The sequence below is a fragment of the Sphingomonas sp. genome (assembly GCF_041661825.1).
Classification (GTDB): domain Bacteria; phylum Pseudomonadota; class Alphaproteobacteria; order Sphingomonadales; family Sphingomonadaceae; genus Sphingomonas.
This window is the reverse complement of sequence record NZ_JBAZTU010000004.1, coordinates 59529-80662: the sequence shown is the minus strand read 5'-3', so window position 1 is coordinate 80662 and position 21134 is coordinate 59529. Positions and strand designations below refer to the sequence as shown.

General features: G+C 66.4%; 22 protein-coding genes. 5 read left to right on the top strand and 17 right to left on the bottom strand.

Annotation, left to right across the window (positions count from 1 at the left end; genetic code table 11):
- Positions 1-12: 12 nt before the first annotated feature.
- Positions 13-2322, top strand: coding sequence for a 5-methyltetrahydropteroyltriglutamate--homocysteine S-methyltransferase (metE, locus tag WC729_RS18925; RefSeq protein ID WP_372855661.1), 2310 nt, complete (start codon positions 13-15; stop codon positions 2320-2322).
- Entirely contained in the window at positions 2309-2713 is a 405-nt protein-coding gene (locus tag WC729_RS18920; RefSeq protein ID WP_372855659.1) for an acyl-CoA thioesterase, read from the top strand. The genes metE and WC729_RS18920 overlap by 14 nt, the downstream gene beginning before the upstream one ends.
- A 230-nt stretch (positions 2714-2943) precedes the next feature.
- Here the strand turns inward: WC729_RS18920 and pnp are convergent, their stop codons facing one another.
- The 14 genes from pnp to rimP all read right to left on the bottom strand — a co-directional run bounded on the left by pnp (position 2944) and on the right by rimP (position 15564).
- Positions 2944-5334: a polyribonucleotide nucleotidyltransferase gene (gene pnp, locus WC729_RS18915; protein WP_372855657.1), complete on the bottom strand. Its 2391-nt coding sequence runs from the start codon at positions 5332-5334 to the stop codon at positions 2944-2946.
- Between the two features lie 224 nt (positions 5335-5558).
- Positions 5559-5828: a 30S ribosomal protein S15 gene (rpsO, locus tag WC729_RS18910; protein ID WP_299913478.1), complete on the bottom strand. Its 270-nt coding sequence runs from the start codon at positions 5826-5828 to the stop codon at positions 5559-5561.
- Positions 5829-5842: 14 nt separating this feature from the next.
- Positions 5843-6853 carry a tRNA pseudouridine(55) synthase TruB gene (gene truB, locus WC729_RS18905; protein WP_372856627.1) on the bottom strand — a complete coding sequence of 337 codons (1011 nt, stop codon included), beginning with the start codon at positions 6851-6853 and terminating at the stop codon, positions 5843-5845.
- Positions 6850-7539: a site-2 protease family protein gene (locus WC729_RS18900; RefSeq protein WP_372855655.1), complete on the bottom strand. Its 690-nt coding sequence runs from the start codon at positions 7537-7539 to the stop codon at positions 6850-6852. The genes truB and WC729_RS18900 overlap by 4 nt, the downstream gene beginning before the upstream one ends.
- 42 nt (positions 7540-7581) lie before the next feature.
- Positions 7582-7956 (bottom strand): DUF6491 family protein, encoded by a 375-nt coding sequence (locus WC729_RS18895; RefSeq protein ID WP_372855653.1) that lies wholly within the window; start codon positions 7954-7956, stop codon positions 7582-7584.
- 33 nt (positions 7957-7989) lie between these two features.
- Positions 7990-8571 carry a thymidine kinase gene (locus tag WC729_RS18890; protein ID WP_372855651.1) on the bottom strand — a complete coding sequence of 194 codons (582 nt, stop codon included), beginning with the start codon at positions 8569-8571 and terminating at the stop codon, positions 7990-7992.
- Between the two features lie 29 nt (positions 8572-8600).
- Complete coding sequence (locus WC729_RS18885; protein WP_372855649.1) at positions 8601-8762, bottom strand: AbrB/MazE/SpoVT family DNA-binding domain-containing protein; 162 nt, start codon at positions 8760-8762, stop codon at positions 8601-8603.
- 53 nt (positions 8763-8815) lie between these two features.
- Positions 8816-9223 carry a 30S ribosome-binding factor RbfA gene (gene rbfA / locus WC729_RS18880; RefSeq protein ID WP_372855647.1) on the bottom strand — a complete coding sequence of 136 codons (408 nt, stop codon included), beginning with the start codon at positions 9221-9223 and terminating at the stop codon, positions 8816-8818.
- Positions 9220-9621: a hypothetical protein gene (locus WC729_RS18875; RefSeq protein WP_372855645.1), complete on the bottom strand. Its 402-nt coding sequence runs from the start codon at positions 9619-9621 to the stop codon at positions 9220-9222. Before WC729_RS18875 ends, rbfA begins: the two co-directional genes overlap by 4 nt.
- A 1-nt stretch (position 9622) precedes the next feature.
- Positions 9623-12331: a translation initiation factor IF-2 gene (infB, locus tag WC729_RS18870; RefSeq protein WP_372855643.1), complete on the bottom strand. Its 2709-nt coding sequence runs from the start codon at positions 12329-12331 to the stop codon at positions 9623-9625.
- Between the two features lie 16 nt (positions 12332-12347).
- Positions 12348-13055: a DUF448 domain-containing protein gene (locus tag WC729_RS18865; protein ID WP_372855641.1), complete on the bottom strand. Its 708-nt coding sequence runs from the start codon at positions 13053-13055 to the stop codon at positions 12348-12350.
- A 65-nt stretch (positions 13056-13120) separates the two neighbouring features.
- Positions 13121-13348, bottom strand: coding sequence for a 4-oxalocrotonate tautomerase family protein (locus WC729_RS18860; protein ID WP_372855639.1), 228 nt, complete (start codon positions 13346-13348; stop codon positions 13121-13123).
- A gap of 6 nt (positions 13349-13354) precedes the next feature.
- Positions 13355-14971: a transcription termination factor NusA gene (nusA, locus tag WC729_RS18855; protein ID WP_372855637.1), complete on the bottom strand. Its 1617-nt coding sequence runs from the start codon at positions 14969-14971 to the stop codon at positions 13355-13357.
- Positions 14971-15564, bottom strand: a complete 594-nt coding sequence (gene rimP / locus WC729_RS18850; protein ID WP_372855635.1) for a ribosome maturation protein RimP — start codon at positions 15562-15564, stop codon at positions 14971-14973. The genes nusA and rimP overlap by 1 nt, the downstream gene beginning before the upstream one ends.
- A 254-nt stretch (positions 15565-15818) precedes the next feature.
- Here rimP and WC729_RS18845 point away from each other — a divergent pair, with 254 nt between their 5' ends.
- Complete coding sequence (locus WC729_RS18845; RefSeq protein WP_372855633.1) at positions 15819-16970, top strand: PQQ-dependent sugar dehydrogenase; 1152 nt, start codon at positions 15819-15821, stop codon at positions 16968-16970.
- Positions 16971-17046: 76 nt separating this feature from the next.
- On the top strand, positions 17047-18180 hold the full coding sequence (locus WC729_RS18840; RefSeq protein ID WP_372855631.1) for a PQQ-dependent sugar dehydrogenase: 1134 nt from the start codon (positions 17047-17049) through the stop codon (positions 18178-18180).
- 3 nt (positions 18181-18183) lie between these two features.
- On the opposite strand, the gene WC729_RS18835 is transcribed toward WC729_RS18840, so the two are convergent.
- From WC729_RS18835 to WC729_RS18825, 3 genes are read right to left on the bottom strand one after another with little or no spacing between them, the layout of a single operon-like run.
- Complete coding sequence (locus WC729_RS18835) at positions 18184-18639, bottom strand: hypothetical protein (RefSeq protein ID WP_372855629.1); 456 nt, start codon at positions 18637-18639, stop codon at positions 18184-18186.
- Complete coding sequence (locus WC729_RS18830) at positions 18636-19013, bottom strand: PaaI family thioesterase (RefSeq protein ID WP_372855627.1); 378 nt, start codon at positions 19011-19013, stop codon at positions 18636-18638. Before WC729_RS18830 ends, WC729_RS18835 begins: the two co-directional genes overlap by 4 nt.
- Positions 19010-19450 (bottom strand): PaaI family thioesterase, encoded by a 441-nt coding sequence (locus tag WC729_RS18825; protein WP_372855625.1) that lies wholly within the window; start codon positions 19448-19450, stop codon positions 19010-19012. Before WC729_RS18825 ends, WC729_RS18830 begins: the two co-directional genes overlap by 4 nt.
- Before the next feature lie 124 nt (positions 19451-19574).
- Between WC729_RS18825 and WC729_RS18820 the strand changes: the two genes are divergently transcribed.
- On the top strand, positions 19575-21113 hold the full coding sequence (locus WC729_RS18820) for an acyl-CoA synthetase (protein ID WP_372855623.1): 1539 nt from the start codon (positions 19575-19577) through the stop codon (positions 21111-21113).
- Positions 21114-21134 lie beyond the last annotated feature (21 nt).

Below are 21134 nucleotides of genomic sequence, written 5' to 3'. Positions count from 1 at the left end.
AAGGCCAAGACGATGACCATCTCAGTCGCAACCCTCGGTTTCCCCCGTATCGGCCCGCGCCGCGAGCTGAAGTTCGCGCTTGAAAGCTTCTGGTCGGGCAAGTCCGACGCCGACGCGCTGTCCCTCGCCGCACAGGGCCTGCGCGCCGCTGCCTGGGCGCGGCAAAAGGCACTGGGTGCCGACATCATCCCCAGCGGCGATTTCTCGCTCTACGATCATGTGCTCGATACCTCGGCGATGCTCGGCGCGGTCCCGGCACGTTATGGATGGAGCGGCGGCAAGGTCGGCCTCGACACCTATTTCGCCATGGCTCGTGGTGCTCAGAGCGCGAAGGGCCATGAAGGCTGCGCGCACGGGCTGGACAGCACGGCGCAGGAAATGACGAAGTGGTTCGACACCAACTATCACTACATGGTGCCGGAATTGAGCGCGGGGCAGGCCTTCGCGCTGTCGTCGAGCAAGGCGGTGGACGAATTCCTCGAGGCCAAGGCGCTCGGCTATCACACACGGCCAGTGCTGCTCGGGCCGGTGACCTGGCTGACGCTCGCCAAGGGCAAGGATGTCGCGCCGCTGGCACTGCTCGAGGCGGTGCTGCCGGTTTATGAGGAAGTGCTGGCGCAGCTCGCCCGCGCCGGCGCCGACTGGGTGCAGATCGACGAGCCCTGCCTGGTGCTCGATCTCGACGACGAGCAACGCGCCGCGCTGCGCCAGGCGTATAAGCGCCTTTCAGTGAACGGGCCGAAGGTGATGCTGGCGACCTATTTCGGCGCGCTCGGCGACAATCTGGAGCTGGCGACCGACCTGCCGGTGCACGGCCTGCATATCGACCTGGTCCGCGCGCCGGAGCAGCTCGACGCGGTGTGGCAGCGCGCCCGGCCCGACCTGCTGCTGTCGCTCGGCGTGATCGACGGGCGCAATGTCTGGCGCGCCGATCTCGACGCGCTGATCGAACGGATCGCGCCAATCGCGGGTGAGCGTAACCTGGTGCTCGCGCCGTCCTGCTCGCTGTTGCACGTGCCGGTCGATCTGGCGATCGAGACGGCGCTCGATGCGGAAGTGAGGCAGTGGCTTGCCTTTGCCGTGCAGAAGATCGGGGAATTGTCAGTGCTGGCGCAGGCGCTGAACCAGGGCGCCGAGACGGTCGCCGAGCCGCTGGCCCTGGCCCGCGCGGCGGTGGAAGCGCGCAAGACCTCGCCGCTGATCCACAATCCCGCAGTCGCGGCGCGGCTCGCGGCGGTCGATCTCGACATGAGCAAGCGCACCTCGCCCTTTGCCGTACGTCGCACGGCGCAGCAGGCGCGGCTTGGCCTGCCGAGCTTTCCGACGACGACGATCGGCTCCTTCCCGCAGACGCCGGAAGTGCGCAAGGCGCGCGCCGCGCACATCAAGGGCGAGATCGACGACCTGGCCTATGAGCAGTTCCTGCGCATCGAGACCGCGGCGACGGTCGAGTGGCAGGAGAAGATCGGCCTCGACGTGCTGGTGCACGGCGAGTTCGAGCGCAACGACATGGTCCAGTATTTCGGGGAGCAACTCTCCGGCTTCGCCTTCACCCGCAGCGCCTGGGTGCAAAGCTATGGCTCGCGCTGCGTGCGGCCGCCGATCCTGTTCGGCGATGTCGCGCGGCCCAAGCCGATGACGGTCGAATGGTGGCGCTATGCCCAGTCGCTGACTGACAAGCCGATGAAGGGCATGCTGACCGGCCCGGTCACGATCCTCAACTGGTCGTTCGTGCGCGACGACCAGCCGCGCAGCGCGAGCTGCCGCGAGATCGCGCTGGCGATCCGCGACGAGGTGATCGATCTGGAAGCAGCCGGTGCGGCGGTGATCCAGATCGACGAGGCAGCCCTGCGTGAGGGTCTTCCGCTGCGCCGCGCCGACTGGCAGGCCTATCTCGACTGGGCGGTCGAATGTTTCCGGCTGACCGCGTCGGGCGTGCGCGACGACACCCAGATCCACACCCATATGTGCTATTCGGAATTCAACGACATCCTGCCCTCGATCGGCGCGATGGACGCCGACGTCATCTCGATCGAGACCGCCCGGTCGCAGATGGAGTTGCTCGATGCCTTTGCCGATTATGCCTATCCCAACGAGATCGGGCCGGGCGTGTACGACATCCATGCGCCGCGCATCCCGGCCGAAGCCGAGATGACCGAGCTGCTGACGCTCGCGGGCAAGCGGCTGCCGGCGGAGCAGCTCTGGGTGAACCCGGATTGCGGCCTGAAGACGCGTAAGTGGGAGGAGGTCCGTCCCGCGCTGATCGCAATGGTCGCGGCGGCGCAGCGCATGCGCGTGCGGGGCGCTTATGACGCTGCCTGAAGCCATGCCGGAGGAGCAGCCCGCCGTCCGCGTGACGGCGGTGCCTGCCGACGCCAATGTTTACGGCGATATCTTCGGCGGCTGGCTGATGAGCCAGATGGACCTCGCCGCTTCCTCGGTCGCCTCGCGTCATGCGGGCGGCCGGGCAGTGACGATCGCGGTGGAGGGCATGGCCTTCCACCGCCCGGTCTTTGTCGGCGACGAGGTGTCGGTGTTTGCCCGGCTGATCAAGGTCGGGCGGACCTCGATGCGAGTCCAGGTCGAGGCCTGGGCGCGCGACCGGCATTCGGAGGCAGCGAACAAGGTGACCGAGGCGGAGTTCGCATTCGTTGCGGTCGGGCAGGATCGGCGGCCGCGGCCGGTTCGGGCGATGGTTCTCACTCCTCCCTGAAGGGGAGGGGAAGGGGGTGGGTGCGCGCGTCTGCGCGCCTAAAGAATCCTTGCGCCCAGTCCATAGCGGCGGGCCGGGCATCGAGCCCGCCCCGCCGCTCACCCCCCTTGCCCCTCCCTTGAAAGGGAGGGGTGAAGAAGGAAGTCCCGTCCGGCGACGGTACTCCGCCCAACAAAAAAGGGGCCCGGTTTCCCGGGCCCCTTTTCTTGTCCTTGCGGAACCGGGATCGCTTAGTCGCGGTCGCCGGTCAGGAAGGCAGGTGCGAATTCCGGCGCGGGGCCGTCATCGTTGCCGCCGCCCGAGCGCTCGGGACGGGGACCACGGTCACCGCCGCCATCGCGACGCGGACCACGATCACCACGGTCGCCACGACCGCCGTCACCGTCGCGGCGCGGGCCGCGGTCACGGCCACCGCCGTCGCCACGCGGGCCACGGCCGCCGTCACCGTCACGGCGGGGCCCTCGCGGACCACGATCGCCGCGGTCACCGCCTTCACGGGGCTCGCGGGCAGGACGGGTGTCCTCCAGCTCGGCACCGGTCTCCTGATCGACGACGCGCATCGACAGGCGAACCTTGCCGCGCGGATCGATCTCGAGGACCTTGACCTTCACGGCCTGGCCTTCGCTCAGCGCGTCGCTGACCTTCTCGACCCGCTCGTTGCGGATCTCGGAGACGTGGACGAGGCCGTCCTTGCCGCCCATGAAGTTCACGAACGCACCGAAATCGACCAGGTTGACGACCTTGCCGTCATAGATCTTGCCGACTTCGGCTTCCTCGACCAGGCCCTTGATCCACTTGATCGCGGCTTCGATCTGCGCCGAATCCGAGGAGCTGACCTTGATCACGCCCTCGTCATCGATGTCGACCTTGGCGCCAGTGGTGGCGACGATCTCGCGGATGACCTTGCCGCCGGTGCCGATGACGTCACGGATCTTCGACTTGTCGATCGTGATCGTCTCGATGCGCGGTGCGTGCGCCGACAGCTCCTCACGGGTGTGATCGAGCGCCTTGGCCATTTCGCCCAGGATGTGGGCGCGGCCTTCCTTGGCCTGGCTCAGCGCGACGCGCATGATCTCTTCGGTGATGCCCGCGATCTTGATGTCCATCTGCATCGTGGTGATGCCCTCGGACGTGCCCGCCACCTTGAAGTCCATGTCGCCGAGATGATCCTCGTCGCCCAGGATGTCGGACAGGACGGCGAAGTCCTTGCCTTCGAGGATCAGGCCCATCGCGATGCCCGAGACCGGGCGCTTCAGCGGCACACCAGCATCCATCATGCTGAGCGAACCGCCGCACACCGTCGCCATCGACGACGAGCCGTTCGACTCGGTGATGTCGGAGAGAACGCGGATCGTGTAGGGGAACTCGTCCTTCGATGGCAGCACCGGGTGCAAAGCGCGCCAGGCGAGCTTGCCATGGCCGACTTCACGACGGCCCGGCGCACCGAAGCGGCCGACTTCACCGACCGAATAGGGCGGGAAGTTATAGTGAAGCATGAAGTGCTCGTAGGACAGGCCGGTCAGCCCGTCGATCATCTGCTCGCTGTCGCGCGTGCCGAGCGTGGTGGTGCAGATCGACTGAGTCTCGCCGCGCGTGAACAGCGCCGAGCCATGCGTGCGCGGCAGGAAGTGCACCATTGCCTCGATCGGACGGATCTGGGTGGTGGTGCGGCCGTCGATGCGCTTGCCGTCCTTCAGGATGGCGCCGCGAACGATCTCGGCTTCCAGCTTCTTCATCAGCTTGCCGGCGGCCATCTGGTCCTGCGGGGCCGCGTCGGCGAACGCCGCCTTGCCCTTGGCGCGGGCTTCGTTGAGCAGATCCGAACGCTTGGACTTGTCGGTCACCTTGTAGGCGGCGGCGATGTCCTTGCCGATCAGCTTCTTGAGCTTGTCCTTGGCGGCCGACAGATCGGCCTGCTCGGCCATTTCCCAAGGCTCCTTGGCGGCCTGCTCGGCCAGGTCGATGATCGCGTTGACGGCTTCGCGGCAGGCCTTGTGGGCGAACTGCACGGCGCCGAGCATCACGTCTTCCGACAGCTCCTTGGCTTCGGATTCGACCATCATCACGGCGCCACCGGTGGCGGCGACGACGAGGTCGAGATCGCCTTCCCTGGTCTGCTCGAGGGTCGGGTTCAGGATATATTCGCCGTCGATATAGCCGACGCGTGCTGCGCCGATCGGGCCCATGAAGGGCACGCCGGAGATGGTGAGGGCGGCGGAAGCGGCGACCATCGCGAGGATGTCCGGCTCGTTCTCGCCGTCATAGCTCAGCACCTGGGCGATGACGTTGATCTCGTTGTAGAAGCCTTCCGGGAACAGCGGGCGGATCGGGCGATCGATCAGGCGGCTGGTCAGCGTCTCCTTTTCGGTAGCGCCGCGCTCACGCTTGAAGAAGCCGCCGGGGATGCGGCCCGATGCCGAGAATTTTTCCTGGTAATGGACGGTGAGCGGGAAGAAATCCTGCCCTTCCTTGACGGAGCGTGCAGCGGTGACCGCGCACAACACGACGGTTTCGCCAAGCGTCGCGATGACGGCGCCATTGGCCTGGCGGGCAACGCGGCCCGTTTCCAGCGTGAGGGTCTTGCCGCCCCACTGGATGCTTACGGTTTTGGTATCGAACATTTTATTTCCTTCAACTCCGGCCGCCAAATGCGTGCCGGGGCCTATGTGCGGGCTTGACCGGCCCGCGCGGTTTGAGGTCTTTCACGGCCTCCGGACAATCAGCCGAATTGCGTCCTGTCCTTTTTGTCCCCTTGATGGGGTCCAGTCTCGTTGATGAGCTGGCGGCCCCGCGCGTGGCGGGGTTTATTTGAGATATGAAAACGGCGCCCGAGGGCGCCGGTTTCTTACTTGCGAAGACCGAGCTTCGCGATGAGATCGGTGTAGCGCGCACCGTCCTTATGACGGAGATAGTCGAGCAGCGACCGACGCTTGTTGACCATCATCAGCAGCCCGCGGCGCGAATGATTGTCCTTCTTGTGGTCCTTGAAGTGTTCGGTCAGGTTGCGGATGCGCTCCGTGAGGATCGCGACCTGAACTTCGGGGGAACCCGTATCGCCTTCGGCGCGGGCATGGTCCTTGACGAGCGCTTCCTTGCGCTCCTGAGTGATCGACATCGTGATCCTTTCGCTTAGAGGTTGAAACCGCGAACGACGCGGACCTCGCGGTCCAGAACTTCCACCAGAGCGACCGGAACATCGTCCGATATCGCGAAGTGGAGGCCATCGTCTGCGGCGGTCCCGATCAACACCCGCCCCTGTCGGAGCAGCCCTGCCTGATCGGGGGTGAGGGATAGAGCCGGGATGTCGTCCAGCCCCGCCCTCAATGGCAGGAGTTTGTCTTCAAGGGCGCGCCCATGACCGAGTTCGTCCAGTTTGTCCAGCGATATCGAGTCCGCCAGGGTGAACGGACCGGCCTTGATGCGGCGGAGCATGGTGACGTGGCCGACCGTTCCGAGGGCCAGCGCGATGTCGCGCGCGAGGCTGCGGATATAGGTGCCCTTCGAAACATGGGCGGTGAGCGTAGCCTCTTCCAATTCCTCCCCGGCACGGGGAGGGGGACCATTCGCCTCTTCCGGCGAATGGTGGAGGGGGGCTTCCCCAAGCGTTCCGTCTGCGGAGCCCCCCTTCCACCATCCTTCGGATGGTCCCCCTTCCCGTGCCGGGGAGGAGTTTAGGGCGTGGATCGTCACCGCCCTACTCGCCAGCACCACCTCTTCGCCGGCCCGTGCCAGATCATAAGCGCGCTGGCCGTCGACCTTCAGCGCGGAATAGGCCGGCGGTACCTGCTCGATCGGGCCGGTGAAATGGGGCAGCACTGCCTCCAGCTCGGCCAGCGTCGGCCGCACATCCGATCGCGCGATCTCGGCGCCCTCAAGGTCAAGCGTATCCGTCTGCACCCCGAAGCGGATCGTGAAGTCATAGACTTTGTCGCTGTCGAGCATCCGCCCGGCGAGCTTGGTCGCCTCGCCGATCGCGATCGGCAGCACGCCGGTCGCGAGCGGATCGAGCGTGCCGCCATGCCCCACTTTCAGCTTGCCGTAACCGCCCGCGCGGAGCGCGCGCTTGACCGCCGACACGCCCTGGGTCGAGCCAAGCCCGAGCGGCTTGTCGAGGATGATCCAGCCGTGCACCGAACTCAGACCGAGAGGCCGGCCGACCCGAGCAGGAAGCGGATCAGCGCCCAGGCCGGCGGGCCGATCAGGCGCCCGACCACATTCGCGTTCGGCGCGATCATCGGCAGGATCACCAGCAGGAAGATCAGCAGCAGGAAACCGTAGCGGCCGATCTTCGCATAGTGCGCGGCGAGCGGTCGGGGCAGCAGGCCCTGAACGACATGGCCGCCGTCGAACGGGGGGATCGGCAGCAGGTTGAAGATCGCCAGGAAGACATTGATCATCACGAAGTTGATCAGATTGTCGGACAGGAACGCGCTCGCGCCGGTCGGCGTGCCGCCCGGCCACAACGCGACGAAGATCGCGATGGCGATCGTGCCGATGAGGGCGAGCAGGAAGTTCATCCCCGGGCCGGCCAGCGCAACCAGCATCATGTGGATGCGCGGGTTGCGCAACCGGCTGGCGACGACGGGCACCGGCTTGGCCCAGCCGAATACCGGCAGGTGCGCGATGGCGAGCGACAGGGGCAGCAGGATCGTGCCGATCGGATCGACATGGGTGACCGGGTTGACCGACAGACGTCCGAGCCGCTTCGCGGTCGGATCCCCCAGCGCGTTGGCGACCCAGCCATGCGACACCTCGTGCAGCACGATCGCGATGATCAGCGGAATGATCCAGACCGCGGCGGAATAGATCATGGAGGTGATGTTCATCGTCTGCATCTAGCGATGCGACCGGCCATTCGCCAGCGGTCCTCAGCCCTTCTTCGGTTTCTTCGCCTTTTTCGGCGGTGGACCGCTCGTCACGAGCTGGTCGATCCGGCATTCCTGGCCGTCGACCAGCAGCGAGCCGTAGCGGTCGAGCGATGTCGATCCACTGGTCTTCACACCGATGCGCGTTGCGAAGGACAGGCCGAGGCACGGCCCCAGGATCGTCGCATGATACCATTTGCGCCCGCGATCCTGAAGATAGACCGCGCGGTCGCCATCGGGCTGGAAGTCCTGGATCCCGTCGAACTGAACGAAGGGGATCGATGCCGGCTTGCCGGTTTCGGGCGGCGTGGTTTGCGCAAGCGCGCCAGCAGCGCACAGGGCTGCAAGGGGCAGGGCAAGCAGGGTGCGGGTGAGCATCGCGACGTTTCCTCGACTCGGGGTAGCTGAGATTTACGCCAGTCCGGCTGTACGCTCGATGAAGTGCCGCCGGCACATCGCAACATAGCGGTCGTTGCCGCCGATCTCGGTCTGGGCGCCCTCGCGGATGGGATTGCCCTCGGCATCGACGCGCATGTTCATCGTCGCCTTGCGGCCGCATGCGCAGACCGACTTTATTTCGATGAGCGAATCCGCGATCGCCAGTAGTCGCGCCGATCCCTCGAACAATTGCCCCTGGAAATCGGTGCGCAGGCCGTAAGCGAGCACCGGCACCCCGTGGAAATCGGCGACCGTCGCAAGCTGATCGACCTGTGCCGCGGTCAGGAACTGCGCCTCGTCGACCAGCACGCAAGCGGGCGGCTCCTCGCCCTCGCGCACGACGATCGCGGCGAGATCGGTATCGCGTTCGAACGCGATCGCATCGGCGCCGAGCCCGATCCGCGAGGTGACGGTGCCCGCCGCGAACCGGTCGTCGATCGCCGCGGTGAACAGCAAGGTCCGCATGCCGCGCTCGCGATAGTTGAAATCGGCCTGGAGCAGAGTGGTCGATTTCCCGGCGTTCATCGAGGCATAGTAGAAATAGAGCTTGGCCATTGTTCAGGTCCGGCAGTCAAACCGACCGGTCACGCGCCCGTTTCCGAAGGCGGCGCAGGCTTTGCCTCAATGCGACCGTCCGGATGCTTGATCCACTCGACTTTTGTGCCCGCAGTCCAGCCGAGGTTTTCCCGAACAGCTTTGGGAATCGTGATTCTGCCGCGTGTCGACATGTGGATGGAGGTTGCCATGGTATCGAGCATAGCGCGCATCAGCTTGTCGGCAAGTGATCAACAGCTAGCCGTCAAGCGTCGTCGCCGTCAGGCTCAGCGAGGTCACGCGCCACATGCGGGTCGCGCAGCAGCTTGTCGATATGGCTGCCCTCGTCGAAGCTTTCGTCGGCGATGAACTTCAGCTTCGCCGCATACCGCGTGTTCACGCGCGCCGCGACCTCGCGCTGGAGATAGGCGGTGTTGGTGCGGAGCGCCTTCAGCACCGCTTCCTCCTGCTTGCCGAGCAGCGGCTTGATGAACACCGTGGCGTGGCGCAGGTCGGGCGACATGCGCACCTCGGTGACCGTCACGACATGCTTCGCCAGCACCTCGTCATGCACGTCGCCGCGCGCGAGGATGTCCGCCAGCGTGTGGCGCACCTGTTCGCCGACGCGGAGCAGGCGGACGGAGCGGGTCTCGGGGGTTTCGGCGGGTTTCATTCCATCACCATACATTCGGGGGGCAGCGCCAGCCCGATCAGGCTGAAATCGCGGTAGCTGATCTTGACCGGGTCGCCGCCCCAGCGCGGCTTCCATTCCGGCGCGCGCTTGATCGGTACGCCGGACAGGTGGCTGATCGTCAACGCGCGCGGCCCCGTCCAGCGCAGCACGACGCAATCATGCTGATGGCTCTGGTACACGGCCTCGCGCGTGAAGGGCTGACCCGATTGCAGGAAGACATAGGTGTCCTTCCTGTCGAGCACCGGCGCATCATATTCGGCGGTCGCGATATATCGGCGGTCGGGCGATGCCGCCTGCTGCCATGCGATCGTCGGCTGGCCGCAACCGGCCAGCGCGAGCCCGAGGGCAAGCGCCGGGCCGGTCCGCACCATTCGCATCTTACAGCGTCCGTTCGCGCAGCTCGACTTCATAGGTTTCGAGGAAGTCGCCCGGCTTGATGTCGGTGTGGCTGGCAAAGGTCACGCCGCACTCCAGACCCGCACGAACTTCGGCCACGTCGTCCTTGAAGCGCCGCAGCGACGCGATTTCACCATTGTAGATGATGACGTCGTCGCGCGTGATGCGGGCCTTGAGCGCCTTGCGGATATAGCCCTCGACCACCAGCAGACCGGCGGCACGGCCATGCTTGCCGGCCGAGAAGACCTCGCGGATTTCGGCGCGGCCGACGACCGTTTCGAAAGCCTCGGGACCAAGCTCGCCCGCCATGCCGGCGCGGATGTCGTCGATCAGGTCGTAGATCACGTCATAATATTTGAGCGCGACCTTCTGCCGTTCGGCGATCTCGCGCGCCTTGGCATTGGCGCGGACGTTGAAGCCGATGATCGGCGCGCCCGACGCGCCCGCCAGGGTGACGTCGCTCTCGGTGATGCCGCCGACGCCCGAGTGCAGCACCCGGGCCTTGATGTCGTCGGTCGAGATCTTGTTGATCGAGCTGACGATCGCTTCGACCGAGCCTTGCGTATCGGCCTTGACGACGAGCGGATATTCGATCGCCTGCTTGTCCTTGAGCGCGGAGAACATGCTCTCCAGGCTGGCCGGGGCAGAGGTCGTCCGCTTGCTGGTGATGACGCTCTGGCGATATTCAGCGACTTCGCGGGCACGCGCCTCGTTCTCGACGACCGTCAGCTGATCGCCCGCGCGCGGTACGCCGGACAGGCCGAGCACCTCGACCGGCATGGACGGACCGGCTTCCTTGATTTGCTGGCCCTTGTCGTTGGTCATCGCGCGGACCTTGCCGCTCTCGGCGCCGACGACGAACACGTCGCCGACCTTGAGCGTACCACGGTTGACGAGGACCGTCGCGACGGGGCCGCGGCCCTTGTCGAGCTTCGCCTCGATCACGGTGCCTTCGGCATCGCGGTCCGGATTCGCCTTCAGCTCGAGCAGTTCGGCCTGAAGCTGGATCTTCTCGACCAGCTCGTCGAGACCGGTCTTCTTGAGCGCCGAGACTTCGACATCCTGGACGTCGCCCGACATCTCCTCGACGACGACTTCATACTGAAGCAGCGCCTCGCGGACTTTCTGCGGATTTGCGTCGGGCTTGTCGACCTTGTTGATCGCCACGATCATCGGCACGCCGGCCGCCTTGGTGTGGTTGATCGCTTCGATCGTCTGGGGCTTCAGGCCGTCATCGGCCGCCACCACCAGCACCACGATATCCGTGACGTTGGCGCCCCGCGCACGCATTTCGGTGAAGGCCTCATGGCCCGGCGTGTCGAGGAAAGTGATCTTCGACTTGTCCTTCAGGGTGACCTGATAGGCGCCGATATGCTGAGTGATGCCGCCGGCTTCGCCCTTCACCACATCGGTGCCGCGGAGCGCGTCGAGCAGCGAGGTCTTGCCGTGATCGACATGGCCCATGATCGTCACGACCGGCGGACGCGGCACGGCGGCGCCGTCCTCTTCCTCATGCGTGTCGTTCGCGAGATCGATGTCCGAATCGCTGACGCGGGTGATGTTATGGCCGAATTCGGTCACCAGCAGCTCGGCGGTGTCCTGGTCGATCGTCGCGTTGATCGTGACGGGCATGCCCATCTTGAACAGTGCCTTGACCAGGTCGGCGCCCTTTTCCGCCATGCGGTTGGCGAGCTCCTGGACGGTGATCGCTTCCGGCACGACGACGTCGCGGATCTGCTTGGCCTGCGCTTCGCGCGGGCCGCCCATCCGGCGATGTTCCTTCTCGCGGGCACGCTTCAGCGCGGCGAGCGAGCGGGCGCGAGCACCGTCGCCATCGCCGAGCGCACGGTTGACCGTGAGCTTGCCGGCAGTGCGGCGATCGTCGCCCTTGCGGTCACGCTGCTGCGGGCGGCCAGGGCCGTCATTGCTCGGCGCAGGACCAGCGGGGCCGGGGCGCTTGGGCGCGCCTGCAGGCGACGCAGCCGGCGTTGCCGTCGTCGCAGCGGGGGCGGCAGCCACGGGCGCGGGCGGCGGACGCGGGCGTTCGGGGCGCGCGACCGGGGTGAAGCGGCGCGGCGCGGGCATGCTCGGATCGAGCGATACGGTGAGCGGCTGCGGCGGTGCAGCAGGCGCGAATGGTGCGGCGGGCACAGGGGCCGGAGCCGCTGCGACAGGTGTCTCGGCCGTTGCGGGCGTGGCTGCCTCGACGGGGGCCGGCGCGGGCGCAGGCTGCTCGGGGGCGGCCGGAGAATCGGGCGCATCGCCGGCACGGCGATTTTCCTCGGCGCGGCGGCGCTCTTCCTCGACGGCCTCGAGGCGATCACGCTCTTCGCGGCGGCGCGTTTCCTCGAGCGCGTTCATCCGCGACTCGTCGGCCTCGCGCAGCAGCTTGGTCTGCAGTTCCTGGCGGGACAGCAGTGAATTGGCGGGCGAGACGGGCGCCGGGCGCGGCGGTTCGGGCGCGCGCACCGGGGCGGCGGCGACCGGTGCGGGTGCCGGCGCTTCCTCGACCACGGGCGCTTCCGGCTCGCCGGGGCGCCGCAGGACACGCCGGCTCTTCACTTCCACGACCACGGTGTTGGAGCGGCCATGGCTGAAGCTCTGCTTCACCTTGCCCGTCTCGACCGTGCGCTTCAGCCCCAGCGGCGCGCGCATGCCCAGTTTCGGCTTTTCGTTGTCGGTATCGCTCACTCAAATTCCTCGTAGATCAATCTTCGGCCGTATCGGACACGCCACTGTCCGTCGGCTCGGTTTCAAACGGCGTTGCGCCCTGCGAGACCGTTTCGCAAGGCGCTGTACTCGGGTCAGGGCCGATAAAATGCAGCCAGCGATGGAGCGCTTCGCCCACCCGCTTCGCCGCATCGGGATCAGTCAGGCCGACATGTACCACATTCTGCCGTCCTAGTGCCACGGCCAATATGGTGCGTGACACCGGCAGCGCCAACCCCCTGAGCCCGCTGCCTTCCTCGTCCTTTCCGACGCGCCAGGCCTGGTCGAGCTTGCGGTTGCCGTCCTCGCCCGCATCGGACGCGTGGAGCAGCAGGTGAAGCTTGCCGGAACGGGCGGCGGTCTCGATCCTTTCGGTGCCGATCAGCAGCCCGCCGGAGCGGGATTCGAGGCCCAGCCGGTCAAGCGCCGCGCGTTCCAGCGCGGCCTCGATCAGGGCGGGCAGATCGTCGGGAATGAGCACCGGGCCGGTCTTGAACGCGCGAGCGAGCGCGCCTTTGAGCTTGCCCTTGGCCATCGCGGTTTCGAGCTCGGCCTTGGTCACGCCGATCCAGGCGCCGCGGCCGGGGGCCTTGGCGCGGACATCGGGCAGGACATGGCCGTCGGGCGACAGCGCGAGCCGCACCAAGGCGGCGCGCGGGGCGCGGTCACCGATCAGGATGCAGCGGCGGATCGGGTCAGCCTTCATCGCAGCCCCTCCTTGCAAGGGAGGGGAGAGAGAAGAGCCCGGTACCTGTCTGAAGCCCTAGCGCGTCATTGTGAGGGAACCGCATGCGCGTCCTCCCTCTTCGGCGCATCGCGGTCTGCCAGAAGCAGCCCGCCAGCGCCGTAATTCTCCGTGGAGATTTCCTCGATCACGATCTGCACCGCGCCCGCGGGCTTGCCGAGACGCGTGACCAGCGAGCGCGTCACGTCAGCGACGATCCCCGCTTTCTGGTCGTGCGTCGCGGTGCCCGCGATCCGGATGCTAACGAACGGCATCTGCGCTTACGCTTCCTCGTCCGTGGTCGCGGCTTCGGCGGCAGGTGCTTCCTCGTCCTCGAACCAGTGCGCGCGGGCGGCCATGATGATCTCGTTGCCCTGCTCTTCGCTCAGGCCATATTCGCCGAGCACGCCACCCTTGTCCTCGGGGCGCTTGGGGGCGTCCTCGTTGCGGCGGCGCGGTTCCTGGCGCTTCTTCTGCACCAGCTCGTCCGTCGCGAGATCGGCCAGATCGTCGAGCGTCTTGATGCCCGCCTTGCCGAGCGTGACCAGCATCGCTTCGGTGATGTACGGCATTGCGGCGAGATCGTCGGACACGCCCAGATCACGGCGGAGCGTGCGATTGGCTTCCTCGCGGCGCTCGAGCGCCTCGGTCGCGCGGCTCTGCAGTTCGGCGGCGAGATCCTCGTCGAAGCCTTCGATCGAGGCGATTTCGTCGGCCTCGACATAGGCGACTTCTTCCAGCGCGCCGAAGCCTTCGGCGACGAGCAGCTGGGCCAGCGTCTCGTCGACGTCGAGCTCGGTCTGGAACATCTCGGTGCGCTCGAGGAATTCCTTCTGGCGCTTCTCGGACGCGTCGGCCTCAGTCAGGATGTCGATCGCCTTGCCGGTCAGCTGGCTGGCGAGGCGGACATTCTGGCCGCGGCGGCCGATGGCGAGCGACAGCTGATCGTCGGGAACGACCACCTCGATGCGGTCCTCTTCCTCGTCGATAACGACGCGGCTGACCGAGGCCGGCTGCAGCGCGTTGACGACGAAGGTCGCGGTGTCGGGCGACCAGGGAATGATGTCGATCTTCTCGCCCTGCATTTCCTGCACGACGGCCTGGACGCGGCTGCCCTTCATGCCGACGCAAGCGCCGACCGGATCGATCGAGCTGTCGTGGCTGATGACGCCGATCTTGGCGCGGCTGCCCGGGTCGCGGGCGGCGGCCTTGATCTCGATGATGCCGTCATAAATCTCGGGCACTTCCTGCGCGAACAGCTTCTTCATGAAGTCGGGATGCGCGCGGCTGAGGAAGATCTGCGGGCCGCGGTTCTCGCGGCGCACGTTCAGGATCAGCGCGCGGATGCGATCGTTGACGCGCACGATCTCGCGCGGGATCTGCGCGTCGCGGCGGATGACACCTTCGGCGCGGCCCAGGTCGACCACGACGTGACCGAACTCGACGCGCTTCACCACGCCAGTGATGATCTCGCCCATGCGGTCCTTGAATTCTTCATACTGGCGCTCGCGCTCGGCATCGCGCACCTTCTGGAAGATCACCTGCTTGGCAGCCTGCGCCGCGATGCGGCCGAATTCGATCGGGGGCAGCGGATCGACGATGTAATCGCCGACGACCGCGCCCGGCTGAAGCTTCTGCGCTTCCTTCAGGTTCACCTGCTTGAAATAGTCATCGACGGCCTCGACCACTTCGACGACGCGCCACAGGCGCAGATCGCCCGAGGTCGGATCGAGCTTCGCACGGATGTCGTTCTCGGCGCCGTAGCGGGCACGGGCGGCACGCTGGATCGCGTCCTCCATCGCCTCGATCACGATGCCCTTGTCGATCATCTTCTCGGCGGCGACGGCATTCGCGATCGCGATCAGCTCGGCCTTGTTGGCGGAAACGGCGGTGGCCATCAGTCTTGCCCTTCGTTCATGATATCATCCGGGTTGCTCTCGGCGAGGCCGTCAGTTTCTGGCGGCCCCTCTTCTTCGAATTCTTCTTCCTCGACACCGTCCAGCGACAGCGGGCGGGTGGAGGCGATCAGCGCGTCGGTCAGCAGCAGCTTGGCGTTCGCGACCTGATCGAAGCCGATCGTCATCGGCTCATGCTTGTTCACGTCGATGGTGATGCGCCCGTCCTCGACGCCCTTCAAGAAGCCGGTGAGCTGTTTGCGGCCATCGACCGGTGCCGTCAGATGGATGCGCGCCTCATGCCCCGCCCAATCCTGGAAATCGGCGAGCCGGGTGAGCGGTCGGTCGATCCCCGGCGAGCTGACCTCGAGGCGATAGGCCTCCGCGATCGGATCCTTCTCGTCGAACAGGTCGGAGATGCGGCGCGACAATGCGGCGCAATCGTCGATCGTCAGCTGGCGAGTGTCGGGCCGCTCGGCCATCACCTGCAGGGTCAGGTCGTCGCGATTGCCGAACATCTTCACACGCACGAGATCGAATCCCAAGGCGTTCGCCTCGGGCTCGATCAGTTGTGCCAGCTTCGCGGTGTCCGTCATCAGGTTCGAAACATGCCTTCTCGCCGCCGGGACCGTGTGGCCCCGACCTCTTCACCTATAACGATGTAGAGAATTGAGAGCGCGATATACGGCGGGTTGGCCCCCGCGGCAAGGCCCCCTTTCCACGAGGCGGAAAGTGGCAGGCGCCCTGCCTTGATCCTTCGATCCGATCCTATAGGCTATGCCCCAACTCGCCGCCTGCGGACGTGCGCGACTCGCCGGGCGATGACTCAAGAAACGAGAGGCTGCCCGGCATGACCCGATTTTCCTCCTACGCAACCCTGGCGCTGTGTGCGGTCATCGCCACTGCCTGCTCGGCTTCGACCGCGCCGGCGCAGGATGCGGCAACCACCGCTGCCAAGCCCTTCACCGAAACCGTGATGGCGGACTTCGAATCGCCCTGGGCAATGACCTTCCTGCCCGACGGCCGGCTGCTGGTGACCGAGAAGGCCGGCAAGCTGCTGATCGTCTCCGCGGATGCGAAGCGGGTCGCGACGCTCGCGACGATCCCCGGCGTCGACAGCGCGGGCCAGGGCGGCTTGATGGACGTGATCCTCTCCCCTGGCTTTGCGAAGGATCGGCTGGTCTATTTCAGCTATTCGGAGGCGCGCGATGGCGGCAAGGCGGTTGCGCTCGCGCGCGGCCGGCTCGACGAGAAGGGCGCGGCGCCGGCGCTGGCCGACGTTGCGGTGATCTTCCGCGCCAGCCATGCGGTCGAGGGCAACGGCCATTATTCGGGCCGCATCGCCTTTTCGCCCGACGGCCAATATCTGTTTTTCACCAATGGCGAGCGCCAGAAGTTCGATCCCGCCCAGGACCTGACCATGACCTTGGGCAAGGTGCTGCGCCTCACGCCGGACGGCAAGCCGGCACCGGGCAATCCCTTTGCCGGACAGGCGGGCACGCGGCCGGAGATCTGGTCCTATGGCCACCGCAACCTGCTCGGCATCGCGTTCGATGCGCAGGGGAATCTGTGGGAGCAGGAAATGGGGCCGAAGGGGGGTGACGAGGTCAATTTGATCCAGCCGGGCAAGAATTACGGCTACCCCAAGGCCTCGAACGGCAGCCATTATGACGACCGGGACATCCCCGACCACGCACCCGGCGACGGCTTCGAAGCACCAAAGGTGTGGTGGAATCCATCGATCTCGCCGGGCGGGATGATGATCTATTCGGGAAACATGTTCCCTGCCTGGAAGGGCGACGCGTTCATCGGCGGCCTTTCAAGCCAGTCTTTGCTGCGCATCGACCTGGACGGCACCAACGCGAAGAAGGGCGATCAATGGCCGATGGGCAACCGCATCCGCGAAGCGGAGCAGGGGCCCGACGGCGCGATCTGGCTGATCGAGGACGGCACGCGCGGCGCAGCTGGACGGCTGATCAAGCTTACCCCGGCCAAGGCCTGACACTATAACCTACTGAGTGCAGCGATCCGGTCGCCGGATCGTTGCGCCGACACCTCCCCATGAAAGTCCGCCCGGCATGACCCGATTCTCCCTGTACGCCTTGCCTCTTCTCGCCCTGGCCTGCGCCACCTCCGCGAGCGTCGCGCAGGATGCCCCTACCGCGTTCAAGGTGCCCGATGGTCTGCCCTTCGCGGTGAGCGATCAGGGCCAGTTCGACACGCCCTTCGCGCTCGCCTTCCTGCCCGATGGCCGCATCCTCGTCACCGAGAAGCCCGGCAAGCTGAAGCTGCGGGCAACCGATGGCAGTGTGAAGGAGGTGGCGGGCGTGCCGACCGTGGCGCCGGGCGGGCAGGGCGGCATGCTCGACGTCGCGCTCGCGCCCGATTTTGCCAGGAGCCACACCATCTATCTGTCCTATTCGGAGCCGCGCCCGAACGGCCGGAGCCTCGCGCTCGCCCGCGCGACCCTGAAGGACGGTGCCGCGCCGAGCCTCCAGGGGCTGACGGTGATCTTCCGTGCGGGCTCCGACGGCACGGGCGAGCAGTTCGGCGGCAACATCGCCTTCTCGCCCGACCACAAGCTGCTGTATCTCTCGACCGGCGAGCGCCAGCGCTTCACCCCGTCGCAGGACCCCGATCAGGCGATCGGCAAGATTCTGCGCCTGACGCTCGACGGCAAGCCGGCCCCGGGCAACCCGAGCTATGCGGCCGGCGGTGCGCGCGCGGAAACCTGGTCGATCGGCCATCGCAATCCTTATGGCCTGTCGTTCGACAAGGACGGCCGACTCTGGGAAATCGAGATGGGGCCGAAGGGTGGCGACGAGGTCAATCTGATCCAGCCCGGCAAGAATTACGGCTGGCCCAAGGCGTCGAACGGCAGCAATTATGACGACACGCCGATCCCCGATCATGCGCCGGGCGACGGTTTCGAGCCGCCCAAGGTGTGGTGGAATCCGTCGATCTCGCCGGGCGGCTTGATGATCTATTCGGGCGCGATGTTCCCGGCCTGGCAGGGTTCGGCCTTCATCGCGGCGCTGTCGGGACAGGCGCTGATCCGCATTTCCCTCAATGGCGACAATGCGGCCAAGGCCGATCAATGGAACATGGGCATGCGTATCCGCGATGTGGCCCAGGCGCCCGACGGTGCGATCTGGCTGCTGCAGGACGGCCGCGGCAATGCGGGACATCTGATGCGGCTGACGCCGCGCTGAGAGTCAGCCGCGCAGCCTCTTCAGATGCGCATCCGCCTCGGCAATGCCTGGATTGCCGGGTAAGCCGGTCATCTCCTCGAACAGCGCGTCGAGTTCCTCGTACCGCGCCCGCGCCTGGATCCAGAAGATCCAGGCGGTGTCGCTGTCCTGGATCGCTTCAGCCTGGAGCGCGGCGCTGCGTAGCGCGTTGGCCACGTCGAGCGGCGGCGCATCGGGCGCGGCGCGGTAGAGTGCGAGCATCTCCGTGATCGCGGCACCCGCTTCGTCGGGCCGGTCTGCCTCGACCAGGATGTCGGCGACGTGGCGAATGGCATGGGCGAGCGCGGCCGTGTCGCCGACGTCGCGCAGCAGCGAAACCGCGCGGCGCTGGCGGCTCAATGCTTCATAATGATCGCCGGCGTCACGCAGGCGTTGCGCCTCGCGGGCATAGGTCGCTGCCTGTGCCCGCGTGTCGCTCACGGCCGCGCGATCAGATAGTTGAGCCGTGCCGCGGCGATCGGCTTGGTGCGATCGTCCTGCCAGGCCGTCGCCTCGACATTGGCGACGCGCGTGCCGAGCCGGGTCACCACGCCCTGTGCCCGGGTCGGCTTGTCGCGCCCACCACGCATGAAATCGACGGTGACGTTGATCGGCTTGATCCGGCCGCCGCCTTCCTCTGCGAGCGCCTGACGCACCGCGACGATCGCCGCCATTTCCATCAGCCCGCTGATCGCGCCGCCATGCAGGAAGCCTGGCCGCCCCAGCACCCCGTCCGCGAACGGCATGATCAGAACGCCCTCGTCATCGGGATCGACGGTCAGTCCGAGCAGATCAGCATAGGGCGGCAGCGTCACAGATAGCCCCCCGGTGCCATGAACGTGCCGGCGACATGCGCGAGCGGATCGTCGGGGTCGCCGTCATGCGCCTGGCCGCGCACGAACGCGATCGAGCGCGAGATGCGATAGCATTCGCCGCGCCCGATCACCGTCTTGCCCGGTGTCGCCGGCCGCAGATAATCGACGCGCAGATCGAGCGTCGCGTGCGGGCGGAACGCGTTGAGCTTCAGCCACACCGCCATGCTCGTCGCCATGTCCATCATCGACAGGATCGGGCCGGACGCGATCACGCCGGTTTCGGATTCGCCGATCTGGTCGATGCTGTAGGGAAGCTGGAGCTCGACCCACTCGGCACCGTGCGCATGATAGTCGAGGCCGAGCAGCCTGCCATGGCCGCCCGCGCCGTTGCGCAGGAAGCGTTCGGGGTCAAAACGAAAGGCGTCGTTCGTCGTCATTCACCATTCCCTACCGCAGTGCAGCGTAATCCGCAAAGCCGTCCAATGATGCATATTGGATGATTGCCCGGCTGGGCGAGGCCGTCTAGCTTCGGTTGCAAAGAACAACCAATAGGAGAGGCGGGTGCATCCCAGCGTCCATGGCGCCGAGACGCCGGACAAGCCTGCGCTGATCGTGGCGGAGACGGGCGAGACGGTGAGCTATGCCGAGCTCGACCGCCGATCGAACCGTGCGGCGCACCTGTTTCGCTCGGCCGGCCTTGCGGTCGGCGACACGATCGCGCTGTTCCTGGAGAATGTGCCCGAATTCTACGATGTCGCCTGGGGCGCGCAGCGTAGCGGCCTCTTCTACGTCTGCATCTCGACCAAGCTGACCACGCCCGAGGTCGATTATATCGTCCGCGACAGCGGGGCGAAGCTGGTCGTTGCCTCGGCCGGCCTGGAGGTCGTGGAACCGCTCGCTGCGGCGCTGGCCGGCATCGCGCTCTACACGATCGGCGGGGCAGTGGCGGGTTGGTCGAGCTGGGAGCAAGCGGCCGCAGCGATGCCTGACACCCCGATCGCCGATGAACGCGCCGGGATCGACATGCTCTATTCTTCCGGCACGACCGGTCGGCCCAAGGGCGTGCGCGTCGCGCTGCCGGAGGATTCGGCCATCGCCGCGCCGAACGTGCTGACGATGCTCGCACGCGGGCTCTATGGCCTGGGGCCTGACACGATCTATCTCAGCCCGGCGCCGCTCTATCATGCGGCCCCCCTGCGTTGGTCGATGACGGTGCTGCGGCTCGGCGGCACCGTGGTGGTGATGCAGCATTTCTCGCCGCTGACCGCGCTCGCTGCGATCGAGACGTACGGCGCGACGGCGAGCCAATGGGTGCCGACGCATTTCGTGCGCATGCTGAAGCTGAGCGAGGAGGATCGCAGCCGCTTCGACCTGTCGACGCTCAGGGTCGCGATCCACGCCGCAGCGCCCTGCCCGATCCCGGTCAAGGAAGCGATGATCGCCTGGTGGGGGCCGGTGCTGTACGAATATTATGCCGGGTCCGAAGGCAATGGCCTGACCACGATCAATTCGGAGCAATGGCTCGCGCACAAGGGGTCGGTCGGCAAGGCGGCTTATGGCGTGCTGCACATTTGCAACGAAGCGGGCGAGGAGCTTGGGCCGGACGAGGAGGGGCTGGTCTATTTCGAGGGCGGCGGCCAGTTCGAATATCACAATGATCCCGGCAAGACCGCCGAAGCACGCAATGCGCAGGGCTGGACCACGCTGGGCGATATCGGCCGGATCGATGCCGAGGGCTATCTCTACCTCACCGACCGCAAGAGCTTCATGATCATCTCGGGCGGGGTGAACATCTATCCGCAGGAGATCGAGAACCGACTGATCACGCATCCCCGGGTGGCGGATGTCGCGGTGATCGGCGGGCCGTGCCCGGAGATGGGCGAGCGCGTGGTCGCAGTGGTGCAGCCGGTCGACATGGCGGAGGCCGGGCCCGACCTGGCGGAGGAACTGACCGCCTGGTGCCGCGCCGAGCTGTCGGGCGTGAAGACGCCGCGTCAGATCGATTTCACCCAGCAATTGCCGCGCCATGCGACGGGTAAATTGTACAAGCGCCTGCTGCGCGATCGCTATTGGGGCGTCGGCGGAGGCCGGATTGTCTAATTTTGGAAAGCTGAGGAAGAA